Annotated in this window: 21 protein-coding genes; 14 read left to right on the plus strand and 7 right to left on the minus strand. The window is 70.2% G+C overall.

The features are described 5' to 3' along the window. The first annotated feature begins 206 nt into the window (after positions 1–206). From ACIRPU_RS07400 to gndA, 3 genes are all read left to right on the plus strand, one after another. Positions 207–1,829 (plus strand): cellulase family glycosylhydrolase, encoded by a 1,623-nt coding sequence (locus tag ACIRPU_RS07400; protein ID WP_403863578.1) that lies wholly within the window; start codon positions 207–209, stop codon positions 1,827–1,829. A 97-nt stretch (positions 1,830–1,926) separates the two neighbouring features. Further along, entirely contained in the window at positions 1,927–2,433 is a 507-nt protein-coding gene (locus ACIRPU_RS07405) for a MarR family winged helix-turn-helix transcriptional regulator (RefSeq protein WP_384120580.1), read from the plus strand. 273 nt (positions 2,434–2,706) lie between these two features. Then, positions 2,707–4,146 (plus strand): NADP-dependent phosphogluconate dehydrogenase, encoded by a 1,440-nt coding sequence (gene gndA, locus ACIRPU_RS07410; protein WP_403862911.1) that lies wholly within the window; start codon positions 2,707–2,709, stop codon positions 4,144–4,146. A 60-nt stretch (positions 4,147–4,206) separates the two neighbouring features. On the opposite strand, the gene ACIRPU_RS07415 is transcribed toward gndA, so the two are convergent. Beyond that, complete coding sequence (locus ACIRPU_RS07415; protein ID WP_403862914.1) at positions 4,207–5,652, minus strand: glyceraldehyde-3-phosphate dehydrogenase; 1,446 nt, start codon at positions 5,650–5,652, stop codon at positions 4,207–4,209. A 298-nt stretch (positions 5,653–5,950) separates the two neighbouring features. Between ACIRPU_RS07415 and ACIRPU_RS07420 the strand changes: the two genes are divergently transcribed. Further along, positions 5,951–6,349, plus strand: coding sequence for an SseB family protein (locus ACIRPU_RS07420; protein ID WP_385564114.1), 399 nt, complete (start codon positions 5,951–5,953; stop codon positions 6,347–6,349). Positions 6,350–6,405: 56 nt separating this feature from the next. Here ACIRPU_RS07420 and ACIRPU_RS07425 read toward each other — a convergent pair whose 3' ends face one another. The 6 genes from ACIRPU_RS07425 to ACIRPU_RS07450 all read right to left on the minus strand — a co-directional run bounded on the left by ACIRPU_RS07425 (position 6,406) and on the right by ACIRPU_RS07450 (position 11,555). Then, positions 6,406–6,798 (minus strand): MarR family transcriptional regulator, encoded by a 393-nt coding sequence (locus tag ACIRPU_RS07425; RefSeq protein ID WP_355701808.1) that lies wholly within the window; start codon positions 6,796–6,798, stop codon positions 6,406–6,408. Positions 6,799–6,884: 86 nt separating this feature from the next. Continuing rightward, positions 6,885–7,235 (minus strand): VOC family protein, encoded by a 351-nt coding sequence (locus ACIRPU_RS07430; RefSeq protein ID WP_403862917.1) that lies wholly within the window; start codon positions 7,233–7,235, stop codon positions 6,885–6,887. A 126-nt stretch (positions 7,236–7,361) separates the two neighbouring features. Continuing rightward, entirely contained in the window at positions 7,362–8,396 is a 1,035-nt protein-coding gene (locus ACIRPU_RS07435; protein ID WP_389500423.1) for a LacI family DNA-binding transcriptional regulator, read from the minus strand. Beyond that, positions 8,393–9,298, minus strand: a complete 906-nt coding sequence (locus ACIRPU_RS07440; protein ID WP_403862920.1) for a carbohydrate ABC transporter permease — start codon at positions 9,296–9,298, stop codon at positions 8,393–8,395. The genes ACIRPU_RS07435 and ACIRPU_RS07440 overlap by 4 nt, the downstream gene beginning before the upstream one ends. Next, a complete protein-coding gene (locus tag ACIRPU_RS07445; protein WP_384120570.1) occupies positions 9,295–10,230 on the minus strand; it encodes a carbohydrate ABC transporter permease in 936 nt (311 codons plus the stop codon). The genes ACIRPU_RS07440 and ACIRPU_RS07445 overlap by 4 nt, the downstream gene beginning before the upstream one ends. After that, positions 10,227–11,555 (minus strand): extracellular solute-binding protein, encoded by a 1,329-nt coding sequence (locus ACIRPU_RS07450; protein ID WP_355701803.1) that lies wholly within the window; start codon positions 11,553–11,555, stop codon positions 10,227–10,229. The genes ACIRPU_RS07445 and ACIRPU_RS07450 overlap by 4 nt, the downstream gene beginning before the upstream one ends. A gap of 229 nt (positions 11,556–11,784) precedes the next feature. Here ACIRPU_RS07450 and ACIRPU_RS07455 point away from each other — a divergent pair, with 229 nt between their 5' ends. From ACIRPU_RS07455 to ACIRPU_RS07500, 10 genes are all read left to right on the plus strand, one after another. After that, positions 11,785–13,806 (plus strand): beta-galactosidase, encoded by a 2,022-nt coding sequence (locus ACIRPU_RS07455; protein ID WP_403862924.1) that lies wholly within the window; start codon positions 11,785–11,787, stop codon positions 13,804–13,806. A 104-nt stretch (positions 13,807–13,910) separates the two neighbouring features. Then, on the plus strand, positions 13,911–15,479 hold the full coding sequence (locus ACIRPU_RS07460) for an arabinogalactan endo-1,4-beta-galactosidase (RefSeq protein ID WP_355701801.1): 1,569 nt from the start codon (positions 13,911–13,913) through the stop codon (positions 15,477–15,479). A gap of 212 nt (positions 15,480–15,691) precedes the next feature. Continuing rightward, a complete protein-coding gene (locus ACIRPU_RS07465; RefSeq protein ID WP_355701800.1) occupies positions 15,692–15,979 on the plus strand; it encodes an ArsR family transcriptional regulator in 288 nt (95 codons plus the stop codon). A gap of 133 nt (positions 15,980–16,112) precedes the next feature. Next, positions 16,113–17,081: an SMP-30/gluconolactonase/LRE family protein gene (locus ACIRPU_RS07470; protein ID WP_403862928.1), complete on the plus strand. Its 969-nt coding sequence runs from the start codon at positions 16,113–16,115 to the stop codon at positions 17,079–17,081. Positions 17,082–17,159: 78 nt separating this feature from the next. Then, entirely contained in the window at positions 17,160–17,615 is a 456-nt protein-coding gene (locus ACIRPU_RS07475; RefSeq protein ID WP_403862931.1) for a fluoride efflux transporter FluC, read from the plus strand. After that, complete coding sequence (locus ACIRPU_RS07480) at positions 17,612–18,004, plus strand: DUF190 domain-containing protein (protein ID WP_403862934.1); 393 nt, start codon at positions 17,612–17,614, stop codon at positions 18,002–18,004. Before ACIRPU_RS07475 ends, ACIRPU_RS07480 begins: the two co-directional genes overlap by 4 nt. Further along, positions 18,001–18,366, plus strand: a complete 366-nt coding sequence (gene crcB, locus ACIRPU_RS07485; protein WP_403862937.1) for a fluoride efflux transporter CrcB — start codon at positions 18,001–18,003, stop codon at positions 18,364–18,366. The genes ACIRPU_RS07480 and crcB overlap by 4 nt, the downstream gene beginning before the upstream one ends. Before the next feature lie 94 nt (positions 18,367–18,460). Next, positions 18,461–19,297 (plus strand): undecaprenyl-diphosphate phosphatase, encoded by an 837-nt coding sequence (locus ACIRPU_RS07490; protein WP_355701795.1) that lies wholly within the window; start codon positions 18,461–18,463, stop codon positions 19,295–19,297. A 241-nt stretch (positions 19,298–19,538) separates the two neighbouring features. Next, the gene (locus ACIRPU_RS07495) at positions 19,539–20,216 is read left to right on the plus strand and encodes a FadR/GntR family transcriptional regulator (RefSeq protein WP_189922852.1); all 678 of its coding nucleotides are present in this window, start codon (positions 19,539–19,541) and stop codon (positions 20,214–20,216) included. Next, positions 20,213–21,652 (plus strand): amino acid permease, encoded by a 1,440-nt coding sequence (locus ACIRPU_RS07500; RefSeq protein WP_403862940.1) that lies wholly within the window; start codon positions 20,213–20,215, stop codon positions 21,650–21,652. The genes ACIRPU_RS07495 and ACIRPU_RS07500 overlap by 4 nt, the downstream gene beginning before the upstream one ends. The last annotated feature ends 33 nt before the right edge of the window (positions 21,653–21,685 follow it).

The raw sequence follows: 21,685 nt of genomic DNA on the forward strand, positions 1-21,685 counted from the left end.
TTGCCCACGCCGTCCCCCCTGCCACCCCACGTCGTTCCCCGCACCCCCACCCTCTGCCGCCTGAGTTTCTTGGCCTCACTCCTGGAGTCGCAGTGAGAACAACAAGGAGCACGACAACGAGCACGACAAGGAGCACGACAAGGAGCACGAAGAGAAGCACGAAGAGGAGCGCGAAAAGAGACACGGCGCACCCCCTGGGCGCGCTTCTGACCAGGATCGCGGCCCTCCTCGGACTGGTCCTCGTGGGTGCCCTCTGCCCGGCCGCCGCCCAGGCCGGGACCCGGGCTCCCGACGCTCTCGCCACCGGTCTGCACATCAGCGACGGCCGCCTGGTCGAGAGCAACGGGAACGACTTCGTCATGCGCGGCGTGAACCACGCCCACACCTGGTATCCGGGCAGGACGCAGCAGTCCCTCGCCGACATCAAGGCGATGGGCGCCAACGCGGTGCGGGTCGTCCTCGCCGACGGCCACCGCTGGAGTGCGAACAGCGCCTCGGACGTGGCGACCGTCGTCGCGCAGTGCAAGGCCAACCGGCTCATCTGCGTACTGGAGGTGCACGACACCACCGGGTATGGCGAGGACACCGCCGCGGGCACGCTCGACCAGGCGGCCGACTACTGGATCGGCCTGAAGGACGTCCTGGCCGGCCAGGAGAACTACATCATCGTCAACATCGGCAACGAGCCCTGGGGCAACACCGATCCGGCGGGCTGGACCGATCCGACGATCGCCGCGATCAAGAAGCTGCGCACCGCCGGTCTCCAGCACACGATCATGGTGGACGCTCCGAACTGGGGTCAGGACTGGCAGGGCGTCATGCGCGCCAACGCCCAGTCTGTGTACGCCGCCGACACCACCGGCAACCTGATCTTCTCGATCCACATGTACAGCGTCTTCGACACCGCGGCGGAGATCACCGACTATCTGAACGCCTTCGTCAGCGCCCGACTCCCCATTCTCATCGGCGAGTTCGGCGGCCCCGCCGACCAGTGGGGCGACCCCGACGAGGACACCATGATGGCCACCGCCCAGCAGCTCGACCTGGGCTACCTCGCCTGGTCCTGGAGCGGGAACACCGACCCGATCCTCGACCTGACGCTCAACTTCGATCCCACGCAGCTCAGTTCGTGGGGCCAGCGCATCTTCAACGGCGTCAACGGCATCGCCCAGACCGCCGAGGAGGCCACGATCTTCGGCGGCGGTACTCCGGGCGACACCCAGGCCCCGACCGTGCCGGGCGCCCCGACCGCCGCGACGGTGACGGCCACCTCCGTGACGCTCAACTGGACCGCCGCCACGGACAACGTCGGCGTCGTCGGCTATGACGTCGTACGGATCAGCGGCACCACGGAGACCGGTGTCGCCGCCTCGACCACCAACTCCGCCACCGTGACCGGCCTCACCGCGAACACCGCGTACACCTTCGCCGTCTACGCCCGCGACGCCGCAGGGAACCGCTCCGCCCGGTCCGCCTCGGTGAACCTCACCACCGGCAGTGCGCCCGCCGTGGCCTGCTCCGTCGCCTACCGCGTCGTGGGGGAGTGGCCGGGCGGCTTCCAGGGCGACATCACCCTGCGCAACACCGGTACCACCGCCATCAGCGGCTGGAAGCTCGCCTTCGCGTTCGCCGACGGCCAGACCGTCACCAACATGTGGGGCGGGACCGCCACCCAGAGCGGCGGCTCGGTGAGCGTCGCCCCCGCCTCGTACACGTCCACGGTCCCGGCCGGCGGTTCGGTCACCGTCGGCTTCATCGGCGGCAAGGGGGCGACCAACACCGCACCGACCGCGTTCACGCTCAACGGCGGCGCCTGCGCCACCACCTGACCGGCCGCTTCCGAGCGTCGGGCACCGGCGCGACGAGAGGCTCGGGGGCCGTTCCGGCTCTCCGGGCGGACATGGGCCCACCCCGTAGGGTGGGCCCATGTCCACGACGCCCCGCTGGCTCAACGCCGACGAACGACGAGCCTGGCTGGCCTACATCGACTTCTCCACCCTGCTCGCCGACCACCTCAACCGGCAGCTGCGACGCGACGCGGGTATGACGCACGCCGACTACAGTTTGCTGGCCTACCTCTCCGCGGCCCCGGAAGGCACGCTCGGCATGTCCGAGCTCGCGCAGCGCCTGAAGATCACCCGCAGTCGGCTCACGCACGCGGTGAACCGGCTGCGCGAGGTCGGTCTGGTGGACCGCAGGGAGGACCCCGCCGACGGCCGGGGCCAGCTCGCCTTCCTCACCGACCGGGGCAGGTCCCTGCTGGAGGAGGTCGCCCCGGGGCATGTGGAGGCCGTACGGCGAGCGGTGTTCGACGTTCTCACGCCCGAGCAGGTGCGCCAGTTCGGGGACATCGGCGAGGCCATCAGCGAGGCCCTGGTCCGGGCCGAGAGCACCGTGGCCGACCCCGCGGCGCTGCCCTGGCGCCGCCGGTAACGGGTGGGGCGACTTCGGCCGGACGGGGCGGTTCCGCCGGACCGGGCGGTTCGGGAGGTGCGCCTGGTGAGCCCGGTGCGCCCGGTCCGGGCGGTTCGGGGCGGCTCGACGGGGCCTGACCGGCTCACGGAATCGCTGATCGGCCCAAGGAATCGCCCATCGGCCCAAGGAATCGGTGACGGATCGAGAAGAACCGGCCGACGGTCCGTACCTGGGGGTACCGGGGGGCCGCCCGCCCCTCCGACCACGCCAACGATCCTAGGGACGTACCTCGTGAACGCAACCGCCGCCATCGGCGTCACCGGCCTCGGCGTGATGGGCCGCAACCTCGCGCGCAACTTCGCCCGTAACGGTTACACCGTCGCCGTCCACAACCGTTCCGCCGGCCGCACCCGCGCGCTCGTCGAGGAGTTCGGCCACGAGGGCGCGTTCGTCCCCGCCGAGTCGGCCGCGGACTTCGTGGCCGCGCTCGAGCGTCCCCGCCGACTGATGATCATGGTGCAGGCGGGTGCGGTCACCGACGCGGTCATCGACGAGTTCGCCCCGCTCCTGGAGCCCGGCGACATGATCATCGACGGTGGCAATGCCCACTATGCCGACACCCGCCGCCGCGAGGAGGCCCTGCGCGAGCGCGGCCTCCACTTCGTCGGCGCCGGCGTCTCCGGCGGCGAGGAGGGCGCGCTGAACGGCCCGGCCGTCATGGTGGGCGGCTCCACCGAGTCCTACGACGTCCTCGGCCCGATGTTCGAGTCCATCAGCGCGAAGGTCGGCGGCGAGCCCTGCGCCACGCACATCGGCACCGACGGCGCCGGGCACTTCGTCAAGATGGTGCACAACGGCATCGAGTACGCCGACATGCAGCTCATCGCCGAGGCGTACGACCTGCTGCGCCAGGTCGCCGGCTACACCCCGGCGGAGATCGCCGACATCTTCCGCACCTGGAACGAGGGTCGGCTCGGCTCCTACCTCATCGAGATCACCGCCGAGGTCCTCGCCCACACCGACGCCACCACCGGCCTGGCGTTCGTCGACATCGTCGCCGACGCCGCGGGTCAGAAGGGCACCGGCCGCTGGACCGTGCAGACGGCCCTGGACCTGGGCTCCCCGGTCACCGCCATCGCCCAGGCCACCTTCGCGCGCGCCGCCTCCGGCCAGAGCGCACTGCGCGCCGCCTACGCCGGACTCCCCGGCGGCACCACGCCCCCGCTCAGCCGCACCGAGGCCACCCGCTTCACCTCACAGGTCGAGCACGCCCTGTACGCCTCGAAGGTCATCGCCTACGACCAGGGCTGGAAGATGATCCAGGACGCGGCCGGCGAGTTCGGCTGGAAGATCGACCTCGGCGCGGTCGCCCGGATCTGGCGCGGCGGCTGCATCATCCGCGCCACGTTCCTCGACCGCATCCGTGCCGCGTACGCCGCCGACCCGGAGCTGGTCAGCCTGCTCGGCGAGATGGAGTTCGCCATGGAGATCACGGACGCGCAGGTGCCCTGGCGGGAGACCGTGGCCTCGGCCGCCCGCCGTGGCATCCCCGTGCCCGCCTTCTCGGCCGCGCTCGCCCACTACGACACCCTGCGCGCGGAGCGGCTGCCGGCCGCCCTTCTCCAGGGCCAGCGCGACTACTTCGGCGCCCACACCTACCAGCGCACCGACCGTCCCGGCGCCTTCCACACCCACTGGGCCGAGGCCGACCGCCCGGAGACGTCGGCCTGACGGACGGAAGCGGGGCGCCCCCGGCCCGGGGCGCCCCGCTTCTCCTGCCGGTTACCGGCGTCAGACGCCCGTCGCCGGGTACGTCGGGTACTCCACCCCGGAGACGTGCTGGACGACTCGGACGACCTGGCAGGAGTAGCCGAACTCGTTGTCGTACCAGAGGTAGAGGATCGCGTTGTCGCCGTCGACCTTGGTGGCGCCGGCGTCGATGATCGAGGCGTGGCGCGAGCCGATGAAGTCGCTGGAGACCGCGTCGGGCGCCGTGGTGAAGTCGATCTGGCGCTTGAGCGGCGAGGTCAGCGACACCTCGCGGAGGTGGTCGAGGACCTCCTCGCGGGTGGTCTCCCGGCCGAGTCGCAGGCTGAGGATCGCGATCGAGACGTCCGGGACCGGGACGCGGATCGAGCTGCCGCTGATCGGGGCTTTGAGGTCGGGCAGCGCCTTGGCGACGGCCGAGGCGGCGCCGGTCTCCGTCATGACCATGTTGAGCGGCGCGGAGCGGCCGCGACGGTCGGCGCTGTGGTAGTTGTCCAGCAGGTTCTGGTCGTTGGTGAACGAGTGGACGGTCTCCACGTGGCCGCGCAGCACGCCGTACTCGTCGGCCATCGCCTTCAGCGGCGGGACGATCGCGTTGGTGGTGCAGGACGCGCAGGACAGGATCTGCTCGTCCGGCTTGATCGTGTCGTGGTTGACGCCGTGCACGATGTTCGGCACGTCGCCCTTGCCGGGCGCGGTCAGCACGACCTTGTCGATGCCCGGCCGCAGGTGCCCGGAGAGCCCCTCGCGGTCGCGCCACTTGCCGGTGTTGTCGATGAGGATGGCGTTGCGGACGCCGTACTCGGTGTAGTCGACCTGGCTCGGGTCGTCGGCGTAGATCACCGTGATCTCGTTGCCATTGGCGATGATCTTGTTGTTCGCCTCGTCGACCGTGATCGTGCCCTGGAACTGGCCGTGCACCGAGTCGCGGCGCAGCAGGGACGCGCGCTTGACGAGATCCTGCTCGCCGCCGCCGCGCACCACGATGGCGCGCAGGCGCAGGCCGTTGCCGGAGCCGGACTTCTCGATGAGCAGACGGGCGACGAGCCGGCCGATGCGGCCGAAGCCGTAGAGGACGACGTCGCGCGGCTCGCGCCGGTCGATCTTGTTCGCGCCGGTGGCGCCGGCCACGGCCTCGGCGGTGAACTCCGCCACCGACAGGCCCCGGTCGTCGGCCCGGTAGGTCGCGGCGAGCATGCCGATGTCGATCTGCGAAGGGCCGAGGTCGAGCGCGGTGAGGGTCTCGAGGAACGGCAGCGTCTCGGTGACCGAGAGCTCCTCGCCCGCGATCTGGCGGGCGAAGCGGTGGGTCTTGAGGATGCTGACCACCGACTTGTTCACCAGGGAGCGGCTGTGCAGCAGGACGGTCACGTCCCGCTCACGGTGCAGCTTCCCGATCATCGGGATCATCGACTCCGCGATCTCCTCGCGGTTCTTCCAGTTGGTGAACGAATCGTCGTTGAGCGTCACGGGCCTATCTTTCGAGCTAGGTGGCGCTCATATGCTAACCCTGCGGTCATTCGATCATTCAAGCGGGCTCGCGCTCAGCTGTGCACCCCCTCGCGAGGCGTCCCGGGGGAGGGGTTTCAGGTGCCGGTCCGCTCCTGGGCGGCGGCGGCGAGTCGGCGTCGGGTGTCCCTCCCGTCGATGGGCAGGTCGCCGGCCGGCACCTCCCGGAACGTGAAGACCGAGCCCTTCAGTGCGGCGGGGGATTGAGCGTCTGGCGGTCGGGTACGCGTGCCGGACCGCCGCTACCAGGGAGACCGTCATGGAGACACCCGCGCACGACCGCATCAACAACCCCGCCGCGCTGGCGCTGGACGCGCTGGCCCGGGACACCGAGGACACCGCCGCACTGGACACGCTCGCGCACTGCGACGTCCTCGTGCCCGTGCCCGACGACGCCATCGACGAGGACATCACCAACCCGGCCACGGTCGCGCTGCCCGTCCTCGAACAGCCCGGTGGCGCGCCCGTGGTGCCCGTCTTCACTTCCGAACCGGAGATGACGGACCTGCTGCCGGAGGTCGCCCGCTACCGGCTCGTGCCCCTCGGCGCGCTCGCCGCGCAGTGGCCGACCGGCGAGCTGTCCCTCTCCATCGACGCGGCCGGCGACCATCCGCTGACGCTCACGTCGGAGGGAGTCCGCACCCTGCTGGTGCGCTGACCCACGAACACCTCGCCGGATCGGGCTCCCCCACGGATCGGGGGAGCCGGCAGGCCCTAGGACTCGGCCAGCATCCGGCCCAGCACCGCCCGCTGGAGCGGCAGTACCTCGGTGTGCAGGTCGCGGCCCTTGCGGGTGAGGGCGACCCACACCCCGCGCCGGTCCTCCACGCAGACGGAACGCTCCACCAGGCCTTCCTTCTCCAGGCGGCCGATGAGGCGGGACAGCGCGCTCTGGCTGAGGTGCACCCGTCCGACCAGGTTCTGCACCCGGCACTGGTCGCCCTCCCGAGGCGCCTCGGCGGCGAGGATGTCGAGCACTTCGAAGTCGCTCGCTCCGAGGCCGTGCGGATGCAGCGCGCGATCGATCTCGCACATCGTGCGCGCGTGCACCGACAGGATGTCCCGCCACCGATCTTCGAGGCCCGCCCCGGCCGTCTTCGCTGCCATATGTGCACGGTAACACCGATACGGCGATTCATTGAGTGTGCAACTAGTGCGGGTGCAAGCGGTTGCGCGGGGCAGTCTCGGGCGCCTCAGGCGGCCGGATCCTGGAGCAGCCCCACCAGGTTGCCGTCCGCGTCCTTCACGAAGGCGATCAGCCTGCCGCCGCCGACCTCCTGCGCGTCCTGGAGCAGCTCTGCCCCCGCCGCCACCAGCGCCGCGAGCCGCTCGCGCAGGTCGGTGACATGCCAGTACGGAACCGGTCCGGTCATGCCCTTGGCGTGTCCGTTCGGGTCGAGACCGACGTCCTGCCCGGCGGCCTTGAAACCGACGTAGTAGGGCTCGTCGGCGTACGGCTCGACCTCCAGCAGCGCGCTGAACAGGGCCTTCGCCCGGGCGAGGTCCTTGACGGGGTAGATGATCGTCTGCAGGCCGGCGGCCATGGCGTTCTCCTCGGTGAGGTGCGGTGTGCGGGAACGGTTCCGTGTTCCCGCACTACTCACGCTAGGCCGGGGAGCGGCGGACGGCTTCTCCGATCCTGACCGGTTCGGCACGCGCCGCCCGGTCCGCTACGTCGACTCCCGCTTCACCAGCTCCGTCGGCAGGATCACCGCCGCCGGGTCCTCGCCCCCTATCTGGGCGAGCAGCACCCGGACCATCTCATTGCTGATCCGGTCCCAGGGCTGACGGATGGTGGTGAGGGAGGGACTGGCCGCGGTCGCCGCCGGGGAGTCGTCGAAGCCGCCGACCGCGACGTCCTCGGGCACCCGCCGGCCCGCCCGGTGCAGGGCTGTCAGCACGCCCTGTGCCATCAGGTCGGACGCGACGAACACCGCGTCGAGGTCCGGTGCCTGCGCCAGCAGCCGCTCGGCGCCCGCCTCGCCGCTGGCCCGGCTGTAGTCGCCGGAGACGACGATCCGCTCGTCGTAGTCGACGCCCGCCTCGGCGAGCACCTCCCGGTAGCCCGCGAGCCGCTCCACACCGCCGGGGGTGTCCAGCGGGCCGGTGACCACGCCGACCCGTCGGCGGCCCTGCGCCAGCAGATGGCGCACCATGTCCCGCGCGCCGTCGCGGTCGTCGGCGGCCACGTAACTGACCTTGGACCCGATCCCGATCGGCTTGCCGCACGCGACCAGCGGGACGCCCGCCTCGCGCAGCTCCGTGGCGATCGGGTCCCCGGAGTGGCTGGAGACCAGCAGCACCCCGTCGACATGCCCGGCGGTGATGTACCGCGTGATGCGCCGCCGCTCGTCCTCGGTCCCGGCCAGCATCAGCAGGAGGGGGACGTCGTGCGCGGCCAGCGCCTGTGTGCAGCCGCGCAGCAGGACATTGAAGTTGGGGTCCTCGAAGAACCGCTCCTGGGGCTCGGTCAGCAGGAAGCCCACGGAGTCGGAGCGGCCGGTGATCAGGGAACGGGCGTGCCGGTTCACGACGTAACCCGTCCTGCGGATGGCGTCGTTGACCGCCTCGGCCGCGGTGGGGCTCACGTAGTGTCCACCGTTGAGCACCCGTGAGACGGTGCCCCGTGAGACGCCCGCCTCCCGTGCCACGTCGTGGATGGTCGGTGGTCTGCGGCGGCCCCCCGCACCATGGTTCATGGTCATGACTTTACGGCTCCGGACAGCAGATCCAGGCTCCAGAACCGCTGAATGACCAGGAACAGCGCCACCAGCGGGATCACCGCCAGGAACGCGCCGGTGATCACCAGCGTGTAGAGCGCCGGGGTGTTGGCGCCCTGTTCGAGGAGCGTGAACAGGCCGAGGGTGAGCGGGAACCTCTCGTCGTCGCTGAGCATGATGTACGGCAGCAGGAAGTTGTTCCAGATCGCCACGAACTGGAACAGGAACACCGTCACCATGCCGGGCACCATCATCGGCAGCGCGACCCTGGTGAAGATCCGCCACTCGCTCGCGCCGTCCATCCGGCCCGCCTCCACCACGTCGCTCGGCACGGCCGCGGCCGCGTAGATGCGCGCGAGGTAGACGCCGTACGGGGAGAGGATCTGCGGCAGCAGCACGGACCAGTAGGAGTCCGTGAGGTCCGCCTTCGCCATCAGCAGGTACTGGGGGATGGCGAGGATGATCGGCGGCATCAGCACGCCCGCAAGGAGGACGTTGAACAGCGTCTCGCGGCCCCGGAAACGGTAGGTCGCGAGCGCGTAGCCGCTGAACGCCGACACACACGTCGACAGCAGCGCGCCGAGAACGGCGTACAGGCCGGAGTTGGCCATCCACTGCCAGTAGATGCCGTCGCGGTAGGCGTTGAGGTCGCGCAGGTTGTCGGTGAAGCCGGTGCCCGGCAGGAACGTGAACGTGGAGAACAGCTCGCTGCCGGACTTGGTGGACGCGATCACCACCCAGGCCACCGGGAGCAGACAGTAGACGGCGCCGAGGAGCAGCGTGAGCGTCGGCACCAGCGCGATCCGGCCGCGCAGCGGCGGACGGCTCTGCGACGCGCCGGTGGCGCCGGCCGCGGAGGGGGCCTTGTGGACGGCAAGAGAACTCATCGTGCGGCTCCTTGACGGGCGTCCTGCTTGTTACGGCGGTTCGCGGCCCGCAGGAAGCCGAAGGACAGCACCAGCGTGGCGAAAGCGATGATCACGGCCTCTGCGGCCGCCTGGTAGATGTCACCCGTGCCGAACGCGTCCCGGTACACCTTCATCAGCGGACTCCACGTCGTCGACACGGAGTTGGTGAGCGGCTTGAGGGTGGTCGGCTCGTTGAAGACCTGGAGCGTGGCGATGATCGAGAAGAAGAAGGTCAGCACCAGCGAGGGCGCCACCATCGGGATCTTGATCCGCAGCGCGATCTGCGTCGGGGTGGCGCCGTCCAGCTTCGCCGCCTCGTACACCTCGACCGGGATGGCCTGCAACGAGGTGTAGATGACGATCATGTTGAAGCCGGTGCCGCCCCAGACCGCGATGTTCGACAGGGCGAGGTACAGCGGACCGCCGTCCAGCAGGTCCGGCTGCGGCATGCCCAGCTTCTCCAGCACGAAGTAGAACGGGCTGACGTCCGGCAGGTAGAGGAAGCCCCACAGCAGCGCCGCCACCACGCCGGGGATGGCGTACGGCAGGAAGATCGCGAGCCGGGTGAACGGGGCGAGCCGCACCTTCTCGGAGTCGAGCATCAGCGCGAACAGCAGCGCCAGGCCCAGCATCACCGGGACGACGATGCAGCCGTAGCCGAGGACGCGCAGCGCGCCGTCGAGCAGCTCGCTGTCGGTGAAGGCGGCGGTGTAGTTCTCCAGGCCGGCCCAGATCTCCTTGCGCGCGCCCGAGCCCAGGCCGAGGCCGGAGACGTGCACCTTGCGGAAGCTGAGCCACACCGCGTACCCGATGGGCAGCGCGAAGAACAGGGTGAAGAGGATCGTCGCGGGGAGGAGGAAGGCGTACGGGGCCCCCTTGACCCCGTACGACCTCCGGCGTGCGATGGTCACTCGGAGACCTCGAAGCCCTGCTTCTCGAGGTCGGCGACCGTGTCCGCCTGCATCTTGGCCAGGGCGGCGGAGAAGTCCGACTTGTCCTTCGCGGCGGCGCCGAACGCGTCCTTGAAGGTCGTGTAGGCGACGTTCACGTTCGGGCCCCAGGCCGACGGCGCCGTGGTCTTCGCGATCTTGGCGGCCGTGGTGTAGAAGTCCGCCTGGTTCGAGAAGTAGTCCGGCGGGGTGGTGAAGGCGCCGCTGAGCTGGGCGGAGGTGGAGGCCGGGTAGATGCCGCTCTCCTTGGCCAGGGCGTTGAGGGCGTCGCCGTCGGTGTTCAGCCAGGCGGCGAACTTGGCGGCGGCCTCCTTGTGCTTCGAGTCCGTGGTCACGGCCGTGGAGGATCCGCCCCAGCTGCCGGTGACGTTCTCGCTGTTCGACCACTGGGGGAGCGGGGCCATGGCCCACTTGCCCTTGGTGTCGGGCGCGGCGGTGGTCAGGGTGCCCGGGGCCCAGACGGCGGAGACCCAGGCGATCTGCTTGCCGGTGTTGAGCGCCTTGTTCCAGGCCGGGGTGTACATCGGCTGGTTGTCGATGGCGCCCTCCTTGACGAGGCCGCCCCAGAAGTCGGCGACCTTCTTGGTGGCCGCGTCGTCGATGCCGACCTTCCACTTGTCGCCCGAGGTGGTCCACCACTTGGCGCCGGCCTGCTGGGCGAGGCCCGCGAAGAGGCCGGAGTCGTTGGCGGAGAAGGTCGTGAGGTCCGTCTCCGGAGCCTTCTCCTTCAGCGTCCGGGCGGTCGCCGCGAACTGCTCCCAGGTCGTCGGGACCGTCAGGCCGTACTCCTTGAAGAGGTCGGCGCGGTAGTAGAACATCATCGGGCCGATGTCCTGCGGCACCGCGTAGACGGCGTCCGTGCCCAGCGTCGTCTGCTGCCAGACACCGTCGGCGAACTTGGCTTTCGCGTCGCCGACGTTCTTCGCTATGTCCGCCAGCGCGTCATTGCTGACCAGCGTGGGCAGTGCCTGGTACTCGGCCTGGACCAGGTCGGGGGCCTTGCCTGCCTTGTGCGCGGTGAGGATCTTGGTGACCAGCGTGTCGCCGGACGCCTGCTTCTTCACCGTGACGGTGATCTGGTCCTTCTTGCCCTGGCCCTTGTTCCACAGGTCCACGACCTTGTCCATGCCGGGCGTCCACGTCCAGTACGTGAGCGAGGCCGGACCGGACTCGGCGCTGTCCTCGTCGGACGAGCCGCAGGCGGTGAGCGCGGTGGCGCCGAGGACGACGGCGACGGCCGAAGCCGCACCTCTGACAAAGAGCCGCCGGCGCTTCGTGTTGGGCATGGATCTCTCCCCTGACCTGGGTTCTCGCCCAGTGCGAAAACCTGCCATGCGATCGCATGAGCGGGCTCCCCGCCCGTCGCGAGAAGCTGCTCTGCTGTCTGTGAGCGTTCACAGTAGAGAAACATCCCGGACACTTGTCAATGGTTGTTGCTGTGCGGTTATGTTGGGCTCCGAACGCCGCCACTGTGTGTGCACGTTCCCAAATGATCGATTAAACGGGAGAAGATCCATGCCGGAGACCAGCCCCAAGGGCCTCACCAGGCTCGCCTTCGGTGGGGACTACAACCCCGAGCAGTGGCCGGAAAGTGTCTGGCAGGACGACGTACGGCTGATGCGCGAGGCCGGCGTCACCATGGTGAGCGTCGGAATCTTCTCCTGGGCCCTGCTGGAACCCTCGCCGGGGGAGTACGACTTCGGCTGGCTGGACCGCGTCATCGGCCTGCTGCACGACAACGGCATCCGCGTCGACCTGGGCACACCCACCGTGGCGCCCCCGGTCTGGTTCTACCGCGACCACCCCGACGCGCTGCCCGTGACCCCCGAGGGCGCGCGCTACGAGTTCGGCTCCCGCGCCGCGATCTGTCACAGCAACGCGGACTACCGCGCCGCCGCGGCGAACATCACCACCCGCCTCGCCCAGCGCTACGGCGACCACCCGGCGCTGGCGATGTGGCACGTGCACAACGAGTACGGCGTCCCCGTCTCCGCCTGCTACTGCGACTCCTGCGCCGCCCACTTCCGCCGCTGGCTGGAGACCACGTACGGCACGGTCGACGCCGTCAACGAGGCCTGGGGCACCGCCTTCTGGGGCCAGCGCTACGCCGGCCTCGAGGACGTCAACCCGCCGCGCGCCACCCCCACGGTCGGCAACCCGGGGCAGGCCCTGGACTACAAGCGCTTCGCCGACGCCACCATGCGCGAGAACTTCGTGGCGGAGCGGGACATCCTGCACCGCCTCGCGCCCGGCGTCCCGGTGACGACCAACTTCATGACCGCCCTCAGCCAGTGCGACTCGGTCGACTACTGGGCCTGGGGCCGTGAGGTCGACATCGTCACCAACGACCACTACCTGATCACCGACGGCCGCCGCACCCACGTCAACCTGGCGATGGCCGCGGACCTGACCCGCTCCGTCGCCGGCGGCGCCCCCTGGATCCTCCTGGAGCACTCCACCTCGGGCGTCAACTGGCAGCCGCGCAACCCGGCCAAGGCCCCCGGCCAGATGGCCCGCAACTCCCTCGGCCACGTGGCCCGCGGTTCCGAGGGCGCCATGTTCTTCCAGTGGCGGCAGTCCCGGCGCGGCGCCGAGAAGTTCCACTCGGCGATGGTCCCGCACGGCGGCACCGACACCCGCGTGTGGCGCGAGGTCGTCGAACTCGGGGCCTCCCTCGACTCGCTCGGCGCGATCCGCGGCACCCGCACCGAGGCCGACGTGGCGGTCCTGTGGGACTGGCACTCCTGGTGGGCGCAGAACCTCGACTGGCGGCCCAGCGAGGACGCCGACCCGCGCGAGCGCGCCGACGCCTTCTACGAGGCCCTCTACGACCGCCACCTCACCGTCGACTTCGCCCACCCCGAGGCCGACCTCTCGGCGTACCCGCTGGTCGTGGTGCCCGCCCTGTACCTGATGACGGAAGCGGCCGGGAACAACCTCCGGGAGTACGTCGCGAACGGCGGCACCCTGGTCGTGTCGTACTTCTCCGGCATCGTCGACGAGCACGACGCCGTCCACGAGGGCGCCTACCCCGGCGCGCTCCGGGACGTGCTGGGTCTGACGATCGAGGAGTTCTCGCCGCTGCTTCGGGGCGAGAGCGTGCGCGTCACCGGTCCCGACGGCAGTGAGATCGCCGGCGACGTGTGGACGGAGTTCGTGGTGCCGCGCGGCGCCGAGACCGTCTGGACCTACGCCGACGGCCTCACCGCGGGCCACCCCGCCGTCACCCGGCACCGGCTCGGCGAGGGCACCGCCTGGTACGTCTCCACCCGCCTCGGCGGCGTGGGCCTGGACGCGCTGCTCGGCCGGGCCGCCGAGGACGCGGCGATCGCCCCGCGCGCCGATCTGCCGCACGACGTGGAGGTCGTGCGCCGCTCCGGCGAGACGGGCAGCTACCTCTTCGCGATCAACCACACCGCCACCGACGCCAAGGTGCCGCTGGAGAGCTCCGGCACCGAACTGCTGACGGGCGAACGCGCCGCCGGCCGCGTCGCGGTCCCGGCGGGAGCCGTCCGGGTCGTACGACTCGACGGCTGAGCCGACTCCCCCTCCGCCCGTGGAGCCGCGAGCCGCGGGCGGAGGGGGTCCCTCACCCCACGAGGGAACCTCCATCCATCACGTCGAAGGGACGACGGACGACGATGTTCCATCCCAGACGCACGCTCAGAACCCTGCTGCTGCCGCTCGCCGCGGGGCTCGCCCTCACCGTCCTGCCCGCGCAGACCGCGCAGGCGGCCACCACCCTCACCAACGGCGGCTTCGAGACCGACGGCGCCGGCACCGCGACGCCGGCCGGCTGGTCCACGTACTCGGCGGCCGGGCAGAACGCCGCCTCCTTCACCGAGTCCGGGGGCCACGCGGGCAGTTACCGCCTCTCGCACTACTCGGCCTCCGCCTACAAGGTCGAGACGTACCAGTACCTGTCCGGGCTCACCAACGGCACCTACAAGCTCACCGCCTGGGTGCGCTCCGGCGGCGGCCAGAACTCCGCGTACATCGCGCTGAAGAACTGCGGCAGCGCCGAGCAGCGCACCGCCATCCCGGTCTCCTCCAGCGGCTGGATCCGCATCGTCACCTCCATCGCGGTGACGAACAACCAGTGCACCATCAGCGTCAACTCCGACGCCAACGCCGGAAACTGGATCAACGTCGACGACCTGACCTTCGCGTCGGGCTCCACCGGCCTGTCCATCAAGGGCTCGGACGTGTCGTCGCTCATCAAGAGCGAAGCCCTCGGCGGCGTCTACAAGAACAGCTCCGGCACCACCCAGGACGCGCTCGCCGTCCTGAAGAACGCCGGACAGAACTACGCGCGCCTGAAGGTCTGGGTGAACCCCGCCGACGGCTACAACAACAAGGCGCGGGTCCTGGCGGCGGCCAAGCGCGTCAAGGCGCAGGGCACGAAGCTCCTGGTGGACTTCCACTACTCGGACACCTGGGCCGACCCGGGGGCGCAGACCGTGCCCGCCGCATGGGCCGGGCACTCCTACAGCCAGCTGAAGACGGACGTCTACAACCACACCTACGACGTCCTCAACGCCCTCAAGGCACAGGGCACCAGCGCGGACATGGTGCAGGTCGGCAACGAGATCAACGGCGGCATGCTGTGGTCCACGGGCTCCACCGACAACTGGTCGCAGCTCGCCGGACTGCTCAACTCCGGCTACGACGCCGTCAAGGCGGTCAACTCCGGTACGCCCGTGGCGCTGCACCTCGCCAAGGGCGGTGACCTGGCCGGCACCCGCTGGTGGTTCGACAGCGCCGTCTCCAACGGGGTGAAGTTCGACGTCATCGGCCTGTCGTACTACGGGTACTGGCACGGCACGCTCGCCGACTTCCAGACCACCCTCGACGACGCCGCCTCCCGCTACGCCCGGCCGGTCTACGTCGCCGAGACGGCGTACCCCTTCCGGCTGGACAGCGAGGACTCGACCGAGAACATCATCGACCTCGCCGGCGAGCTGGTGTCCGGCTATCCGGCGACCGTCACCGGCCAGACCCGGTGGATGAACGACGTGGCGAGCATCGTGGAGGCCGTTCCGAACGGCCGTGGACTCGGCGTCTTCTACTGGGAGTCCACCTGGACCGCCGTCACCGGCAACGGCTGGGACCCGACCGACGCCGGCTCCGGCAACGGCTGGGAGAACCAGGCCCTGTTCGGCTACGACGACAAGGCCCTGTCCTCCATGTCGTGGTTCAGCCACCGCTGATCCGCCCTCCCTCTCCGGAAGCAGGGGCCCGGCCGCGCCGCGCGGCCGGGCCCCTGCCCGTCTCCGGCGGTTCACCCGAACACCCTTGTGGGGCAAGGGTGTTCGATCCCGGCCAAGGCTTGCGGAGTGCGGGACACGGCGGCCCCGGCTGCGGAACAGTGGGGAGACGCGGTACCGAGGGAGCGCAGACCGCAGGGACGAAGGGGACGACGATGCTGAGGACTCCTGTGAGCGAGAGGCGACTGGAAATCCTGGAGTGGCTGAAGGAGCCGGCCCGGCACTTCCCGCCGCAACGGCACGGCGACCTCGTCGAGGACGGCGTCACGGCGGACGTCGTCGCGGCGAAACTGGGTGTGCGCCGGCAGGTGGCCGGCACCCACCTCGGCCTGCTCGCCGGCATCGGTCTGCTGCGCGCCAAGCGGATCAGGCGTCGCACCTACTACCGGCGCGACGAGATGCGCATCGCCGAAGTGGCGCGGATGTTCGAGAAGGGGTGGTAGAGGACTTCGGGAAGGGGCGGTAGAGGACGGAGGGTCCACCCTCCGAAAAGGCCCGGCAAAGGACCACGGTCACGACCTGTCCGCGCCCTGCCCGCCTGCGAGGATGGCCGCCTCCTCAAGGAAGGCGGCCCATATGGACCGTCGGACGCCTCTCGTCCCCCTCAGGTACATCACTCTCCCCGGGCACGGCCCCGAAGACGTCGTCGCCGACGCCAGAGGGCGGGTACTGACCGGGGTGTCGGACGGGCGGATCCTGCGTGTCGACGGTCTCGACGACCCGCCCGCGGCTCGGGTCGAGCACATCGCCGAGATCGGCGGCCGACCGCTCGGCCTCGAACTCCTCCCGGACGGCGACCTGTTGGTGTGCTGCGCCGACGGCGCGCTGCTGCGCGTCGACCCCGAGGGCGGCACCGGAAACGTCCGCGTCCTGACCGAGTCGGCGGCGGGGGAGCGGCTGCGCTTCTGCAGCAACGTCGTCGCGCTGCCCGACGGAACCGTCTACTTCACCGTGTCCAGCCGGGTCCACCCCTTGAAGGACTGGATGGGCGACCTCGTCGAACACACCGGCACCGGCCGCCTGTTGCGCCTGGAACCCGGCGCCCGCGAAGCCGAAGTGGTCCTGGAGGGGCTCCAGTTCGCCAACGGCCTCGCGCGCGCCGCCGACGACTCCTTCCTGATCGTCGCCGAGACCGGCGCCCGCCGCCTCACCCGCTACCAGCTCACCGGCCCCCGGGCCGGCCGGGCCGAGCCCCTCGTCGAGCACCTGCCGGGGTTCCCGGACAACCTGTGGCGCGGCGCGCCCGACGGCCCCGTCTGGGTGGCGCTGGCCGGCCCGCGCGTCCCCCCGCTCGACCTCCTGCACCGCGCCGGTCCCGCCGTACGCCGACGTGCCGCCCGCCTCGCCGTGAACGCGCCGTACCGCCCGTCGGGCACGACGGGGGTGCTGGCGGTGGACGACGACGGCCGGATCGTCCACCACCTCACCCACCGCCGCTCCGGGTTCCGCATGGTCACCAGCGTCTGCGAGACCGGCGGCCGACTGGTCCTGGGCAGCCTCTGGGAGCGGGGCATCGCGGTCTGTGAGGCGCCCCTGACCAAGTGAGACGGCGTTACGCTGATGCCCGGTCGTGATCACCTCGACGAGGCGGGGTGGTCCGGGCCACGGCAGGAGACGTACGACATGACAGCTCCGCAGGCCCAGAGCCTCCGTACCGGCGCAACACGGAGGACCACCGGGACGGGCCGGCTCCCGGTGGTCGCCGTGGTGGCCGTCGGTGGCGGTGTCGGTGCCGCCGCCCGCTACACGGCGTCCCTCTGGTGGCCCACGCGAGCCGGCGGATTCCCCTGGACCACCTTCTGGGTGAACGTCGTCGGCTGCGCGGTGATCGGTGTCTTCCTGGTGGTGGTCACCGAGGCGGTGACCACCCACCGGCTGGTGCGGCCGTTCTTCGGCACCGGTGTGCTGGGCGGGTTCACCACCTTCTCGACGTACGCCGTCGACATCCGGACGCTGTTCGGCGAGGACCGTCCCGGCACGGCCCTGGTCTATCTCGCCGCGACCCCGTGCGCGGCGCTTCTCGTGGTCGGGCTCGCGGCCACGGCGACCCGCCACGTTCTCCGGTGGAGGCGGCGATGACGAGACTGACCGGCAGGGCCCTGCGACTGACCGTGTTCGTCGGCGAGAACGACACCTGGCACCGCAAGCCCCTCTACACGGAGATCGTGCACCGCGCCCACACGGCCGGTCTCGCGGGCGCCAGCGTCTTCCACGGCATCGAGGGCTTCGGCGCCTCCTCGCGGATCCACACCTCCCGGCTGCTCTCGCTCAGCGAGGACCTGCCGGTCGCGATCGTCGTCGTGGACACCGAGGAGCGGGTGCGGGCCTTCCTGCCCGAGCTCGACGAGCTGGTCACGGAGGGCATGGTGACCCTCGAACCCTGCGAGGTCATCCGGTATGTCGGCCGGGGCGGGAACCGGGCGGACCAACAGGGCGATTCGGGCACGAAGGGTAAGAAGTCGTTGTGAACTGGCTGGTGGTCGTCGCCGGCGGCATGATCGGCGCCCCGCTCCGCTACCTGACCGACCGCGCGGTGCAGGCCCGGCACGACTCGCTCTTCCCCTGGGGCACCTTCGTCGTCAACATCAGCGGCTGTCTGATCCTCGGCACCCTGACCGGCGCCGCCGCCCTCGGCCCCGACCTGCGGTTGTTCCTGGGGACGGGTTTCTGCGGAGCGCTGACGACGTACTCGACGTTCTCGTACGAGACACTGCGGCTGACCGAGACCGGCGCGGGCCTCTACGCCGCCGCCAACGCCGTCGGAAGCGTGGTGGTGGGCCTCGGGGCCGCGTTCGCCGGTGTCGCGATGGGTCAGTGGGCGTGGTCGTAGGCGGTCCGGCCGGTTCCGCGCCTGGTAGGACTATGTACGACACCGGAGCGTCTACAACGCTGTCGACCGAATCGTCTCCTCAGAACTGGATTCCATGAGCGCCATCTCCGTCGGCCAAGCCGTCGTCCTCGGAGCCGTCGAGGGAGTGACCGAGTTCCTCCCCGTCTCCTCCACCGGCCATCTGAAGATCACCGAGGGGCTGATGAACATCCCGGTCGACGACGACGCCGTCGTCGGGTTCTCGGCCGTCATCCAGGTCGGGGCGATCGCCGCCGTGCTCGTGTACTTCCGCAAGGACATCGTGCGGATCGTCTCGGCCTGGTTCCGCGGGCTGCGCAGCCGTGAGGAGCGTCACCACCACGACTACAAGTTCGCCTGGTGGGTGATCTACGCGACGATCCCGATCGTCGTCGTGGGCCTCGCCGCCAAGCCGCTCATCGAGGGGCCGCTGGCCTCGCTGTGGGTGGTCGCGGGCTCGCTGATCGCCGGCAGCGGTGTGATGTGGGCGGCCGACCAGATGGGCCGCCACAAGCGCGGCGAGGACGACACCTCGTTCAAGGACGCGATGCTGGTCGGCAGCTCCCAGATCCTCGCGCTGCTCTTCCCCGGCTTCTCCCGCTCCGGCGCCACCATGTCCACCGCGCTCATGCTCGACCTGGACCGGGTGGCCGCCACCCGGCTGTCGTTCTTCCTCGGCATCCCCGCCCTGACCGGCGCCGGCATCTACGAGCTGAAGGACGCCCTGGGCACGGGCGCCGGCGCGGCGCCCCTGGCCGTCGGCACGGCGGTGTCCTTCGTGGTCGCCTACGCCTCGATCGCCTGGCTGCTGAAGTTCGTCGCCAAGCACTCCTTCAACGCGTTCGTCATCTACCGGCTCGTCGTCGGCGTGGCGCTGTTCGGGCTGCTGGCCGCCGGAGTCCTCGACAGCTGACCGCGGCCCGGGAGCCGGTCGGCAGCCGGTCGGGGAGCCGGCTGGCAGCCGGTCGGCAGGCGGTGGGGGAAGCCCCGTGCGATCCCCTCAGGGGGCGGAAGATGCCTTTCAGGCTCCCCGCCCCCTGAATCTTTTGTTTCAGGGCACGTCTTGACAGCGGCGGCAGCACACCCGGAGTATCACTCCCGTGAACCTGTCAGACAGCCAGACAGGTGGGGCCGGGCCGCGGCGCATCAGCGCGATGGAAGCGGTACTCACCCACCTCCGCGGCGCCATCGAGCGCGGCCGGTACGCCATCGGCGACAAGCTCCCCTCCGAGGCGGAGCTCTGCCGCACCCTCGAGGTGTCGCGGCCCGTCCTGCGGGAAGCGCTGCGCGCCCTCCAGACGATGGGCCTGACCGTCGCCAAGACGGGCAAAGGCACCTTTGTGATCGCGAACACCGTGGAGGACCCCACCTTCGGCGACTACGCGGCCAGTGACCTGCTCGAGGTGCGACGGCACGTCGAGATCCCGGTCGCCGGGTACGCGGCGCTGCGCCGCACCCCGGAGAACCTGGACCACCTGGCCCATCTGCTCGACCGCATGGAGCGGGAGACGGACACCACCGCGTGGGTCGCGATGGACACCCTCTTCCACCTGGCCGTCGCCGAGGCCGCCCAGAACCCGGTGTTCCGCCGGGTCATCGAGGAGATCCGGGACGCACTGGCGCGTCAGTCGGCGTTCCTCAACGAGCTGGGCGGACGGCGCGAGCAGTCCAACCGCGAGCACCGGGCGATCGTCGAGGCGCTGATCGACGGTTCCGAGCCCGACGCGGTGGAGGCCATGAGCCATCACCTCGACCGCGTCGAGACGACCCTCACCGACATCGTGCGCGCCCCGCGCACGGACACCCCCCTGGAAGGCGGACCCGCGGCGTGAGCGACCAGCACCTCAAAGACGAGACGCGCCCCTCGAACCGTCACGTCGACGCCGGAGACGAGGGCTACAGCAAGTCGCTGAAGTCCCGCCACGTCAACATGATCGCCATCGGCGGCGCCATCGGCACCGGGCTCTTCCTCGGCGCCGGCGGCCGCCTCGCCGACGCCGGCCCGTCCCTCTTCATCGCCTACGCAGTCTGCGGAATCTTCGCCTTCCTCGTGGTGCGCGCCCTTGGTGAACTCGTCCTGTACCGGCCGTCCTCCGGCGCCTTCGTGTCCTACGCCCGCGAGTTCATGGGCGAGAAGGGCGCGTACACGGCCGGCTGGATGTACTTCCTGAACTGGGCCACCACCGGCATCGCCGACATCACCGCGGTGGCCACCTACACCCACTACTGGGGCATGTTCTCCGACATACCCCAGTGGGTGATCGCGCTCATCGCCCTGGCCGTGGTCCTCACCGTGAACCTGATCTCGGTGAAGATCTTCGGCGAACTGGAGTTCTGGTTCGCCATCGTCAAGGTCAGCGCGCTGGTGATCTTCATGTGCATCGGCATCTTCCTGCTGGTCACGCAGCACCCGGTGGACGGCGTCACCCCCGGCCCGTCCCTCATCACCGACAACGGCGGCGTGTTCCCCAGCGGTCTGCTGCCCATGCTGCTGATCATCCAGGGCGTCGTCTTCGCCTACGCCTCCGTCGAGCTGGTCGGCGTCGCCGCCGGTGAGACCGAGAACCCCGAGAAGATCATGCCGAAGGCGATCAACTCGATCATGTGGCGCGTGGGTCTGTTCTACGTCGGCTCGGTGGTCCTGCTGTCGATGCTGCTGCCGTGGAACAAGTACACGTCCGGCGAGAGCCCCTTCGTGACGGTCCTCTCCCGCATCGGCATCCCCGCGGCGGGCGGGGTGATGAACCTCGTCGTCCTCACCGCGGCCATGTCCTCGCTCAACTCCGGCCTGTACTCCACCGGCCGCATCCTGCGCTCCATGGCGATGTCCGGATCCGCGCCGAAGTTCACCGGCGTGATGAGCCGCAGCCAGGTCCCGTACGGCGGCATCCTGCTCACCAGCGGTATCTGTGTGCTGGGCGTCGGCCTCAACTTCGTGGTCCCGGCGGACGCCTTCGAGATCGTGCTGAACTTCGCGGCGATCGGCATCCTCTCCACCTGGGGCATGATCATGATCTGTCACCTGCTCTTCTGGCAGAAGACCCAGAAGGGCGAGCTGACCCGGCCGAGCTACCGGCTGCCGGGCTCTCCCTGGACCGAACTCGTGACGCTGTTCTTCCTCGCCTCGGTCCTGGTCCTCATGTACGCCGACGGCGGCGCCGGACGCACCACCGTGCTGTGCCTGCCGCTGATCGTCGCGGCGCTGGTCGCCGGCTGGTACGCCATCCGCCGCAACCGCGCCCGCACCTCGTCCCGGGCCGACGCGTGACCCCGTCGCCGGCCGCCGACCACCCACCAGTGA

It is taken from the genome of Streptomyces sp. NPDC102259 (genome assembly GCF_044766465.1).
Lineage (GTDB): Bacteria > Actinomycetota > Actinomycetes > Streptomycetales > Streptomycetaceae > Streptomyces.

Bases quoted from the DNA above. Each gene is read 5' to 3' on its own strand.
- ACIRPU_RS07480 (WP_403862934.1), top strand. From the start codon at position 17,612: ATGACGAGACTGACCGGCAGGGCCCTGCGACTGACCGTGTTCGTCGGC.
- ACIRPU_RS07460 (WP_355701801.1), top strand. From the start codon at position 13,911: ATGTTCCATCCCAGACGCACGCTCAGAACCCTGCTGCTGCCGCTCGCC.
- ACIRPU_RS07475 (WP_403862931.1), top strand. From the start codon at position 17,160: ATGACAGCTCCGCAGGCCCAGAGCCTCCGTACCGGCGCAACACGGAGG.
- ACIRPU_RS07430 (WP_403862917.1), bottom strand. From the start codon at position 7,235: ATGGCCGCCGGCCTGCAGACGATCATCTACCCCGTCAAGGACCTCGCC.
- ACIRPU_RS07440 (WP_403862920.1), bottom strand. From the start codon at position 9,298: ATGAGTTCTCTTGCCGTCCACAAGGCCCCCTCCGCGGCCGGCGCCACC.
- ACIRPU_RS07420 (WP_385564114.1), top strand. From the start codon at position 5,951: ATGGAGACACCCGCGCACGACCGCATCAACAACCCCGCCGCGCTGGCG.
- ACIRPU_RS07425 (WP_355701808.1), bottom strand. From the start codon at position 6,798: ATGGCAGCGAAGACGGCCGGGGCGGGCCTCGAAGATCGGTGGCGGGAC.
- ACIRPU_RS07465 (WP_355701800.1), top strand. From the start codon at position 15,692: ATGCTGAGGACTCCTGTGAGCGAGAGGCGACTGGAAATCCTGGAGTGG.
- ACIRPU_RS07495 (WP_189922852.1), top strand. From the start codon at position 19,539: ATGGAAGCGGTACTCACCCACCTCCGCGGCGCCATCGAGCGCGGCCGG.
- ACIRPU_RS07490 (WP_355701795.1), top strand. From the start codon at position 18,461: ATGAGCGCCATCTCCGTCGGCCAAGCCGTCGTCCTCGGAGCCGTCGAG.
- ACIRPU_RS07450 (WP_355701803.1), bottom strand. From the start codon at position 11,555: ATGCCCAACACGAAGCGCCGGCGGCTCTTTGTCAGAGGTGCGGCTTCG.
- ACIRPU_RS07435 (WP_389500423.1), bottom strand. From the start codon at position 8,396: ATGACCATGAACCATGGTGCGGGGGGCCGCCGCAGACCACCGACCATC.
- ACIRPU_RS07455 (WP_403862924.1), top strand. From the start codon at position 11,785: ATGCCGGAGACCAGCCCCAAGGGCCTCACCAGGCTCGCCTTCGGTGGG.
- ACIRPU_RS07470 (WP_403862928.1), top strand. From the start codon at position 16,113: ATGGACCGTCGGACGCCTCTCGTCCCCCTCAGGTACATCACTCTCCCC.
- ACIRPU_RS07405 (WP_384120580.1), top strand. From the start codon at position 1,927: ATGTCCACGACGCCCCGCTGGCTCAACGCCGACGAACGACGAGCCTGG.